General features: G+C 47.0%; 1 protein-coding gene. It reads right to left on the reverse strand.

The features are described from left to right. Nucleotides 1–2,253: histidine kinase dimerization/phospho-acceptor domain-containing protein (locus A3757_RS18960; RefSeq protein ID WP_304439200.1), on the reverse strand; the 2,253-nt coding region annotated here is incomplete at both ends.

Consider the following 2,253-nt stretch of genomic DNA (forward strand, 5'->3'; position numbering starts at 1 on the left):
ATATCAAGCAGGCCTTCAATCAAATCTGCCAGATGCAAGCCACTGCGATGAATGATATTCAAGCCTCGAGACTGTGCATCATCAAGGTCCTGCTTGTCAGTCAGTAATTGCGCATAGCCGAGTATCGATTGAAGCGGGGTTCGCAGCTCGTGACTGATCCCAGATAGATAGCGACTCTTGGCGTCATTCGCTTGCTCTGCATGCTCTTTGGCTTGTTGCAATTCCAGATCGGTTTTCTCATGAGCTTGGATTTCTCGCATCAGCTTACGTGTTTGCCGATTGGACTCAATTTGGGCTACCACCCGGCTCTCGTGCGCCAAGAGAAACAACCAGGAAATCACACCCGTAACGATCAAGAAAATAAAGAACAGTGTGATCAGACTTTGCTTTAGCACCTCCTGATCGGCAATCGCAGAAGGCATCATATGCTCATAAACCAAGGCCAGCATCGCGGCGTTGATCATATTCGTAATAATAAGCAGCCCAGCAAAACGCCCTAGCCTTGAATTCGTAGAACGCACTAACTTGCCTGGCATAAAGCGCCTTAAGAAATTCACCACCTGACGAGAAAGCCTAGCATGAGGTTTGCAGCTATCTAGACAACGCACATCGAGGGAACAACAGAGCGAACATATAGGCTGAGCATAAACGCCACAATAACTCATGTCCTCCACTTCAAAGTCATTGTCACAGACGCCGCAGGTAAGCGTCGGTCCAATAGACGGGTATGGTGACGGTGCAGCACCCGACGAAGCTCTGGTTTTCGCTTCCTCTATAATGGGAATAAGCTCTGGGGACTGTCGCGCTAAGTAATACTTTCCTTTGGTAATATAAGCGATCAGTGGCACAAAGATGAAACAGGCTAACAAAGAAATAAAGTGGCTAAGATTCTTACTTGTCTCGCCAAACACCCCAAGATATGCAGCTAAACCAAGAATACAGGCAGCCACCATTGAAACAGTACCAACCGGGTTAACATCATAGAGGTGACCTCGCTTAAACTCGATATAAGAGGGGCTGAGCCCAAGTGGTTTGTTAATCAATAAGTCTGCAGTAAGCGAGCCTAGCCAACTCACTGCGACAATAGCGAAAACCCCCAAAATTGCTTCGAGTGCCTCATGCACACCTAACTCCATCAGAATCAAAGCAATTGTCACATTGAAGACCAACCAAACAACCCGCCCAGGGTGGCTGTGAGTTGCCCGCGAGAAGAAGTTAGACCAAGCTATCGACCCGGCATAAGCGTTCGTTACGTTGATCTTCATCTGGCAGATAATCACCATAACCGCAGCTAAAATAAGCGACATTGACGGTGAGTTAGTCAGGTAATTAAATACACGTTCGTACATATAAGTCGGGTCGCTGGCGACCACATAAGTAGCCCCTTCTGTAATCGCAATATAAGCGATAAAGGAGCCAAAGAGCATTTTCAGCAAACCGATAAAGATCCAGCCTGGCCCTGATAAGACCAACCAAAACCACCACTTTTTCTTATTCTGTTCAGTCTTAGGAGGAAGAAAGCGTAGATAGTCTACCTGCTCACCAATCTGAGCAACCAAGGCAAAAAATACTGAAGCAGCGGCGCCGAACAATAGCCAATTGAATTCACCTGCATTACTAAGGCCCTTTGGCTGATAGTCTGTCCAAGCAGGCAAAGTATCATATTCGACAATGATCACGGTAGCGATTGCCGCGATTTGTAATAGTAACCACAGAGTTTGCGTCCCGACTTGAAAACGCGAAATAGTGGTAATCCCCCGGATCACAATAGGGATAACCGCCACAGCGCAAATGAAATACCCGATCGATAGCGGAATACCCAGCAAGGCATGTAAAGCCGATGCGAGAATAGCGGCTTCAATCGCAAAGAAGATAAAAGTAAACGAAGCATAAATAAGTGACGTGACTGTGGAGCCTAAGTAGCCAAACCCGGCACCTCGCGTCAAAAGATCAATGTCTAAACCGTGTTTAGCTGAGTAGTAAGCAATTGGAAAACCGGTAATAAAGAAAACCGCTGCAACGACTAACATCGCTGCAATGGTATTCACAAAGCCATAGTTAATCGTTACCGCTGCAGCAATGCTTTCAAGTGCCAAAAAAGCAGTCGCCCCTAAAGCGGTTTTGCCGACACGGCTAATACCCATACGCCGAGCTTTACGAGCGGTGAATCGTAAGGCGTAATCTTCTAGGGTTTGGTCAGCCACCCACTGGTTATAGTGGCGACGAACTTTAAGAATCTTCTGTTTGGCAGGC

It is taken from the genome of Oleiphilus sp. HI0117 (assembly GCF_001635235.1).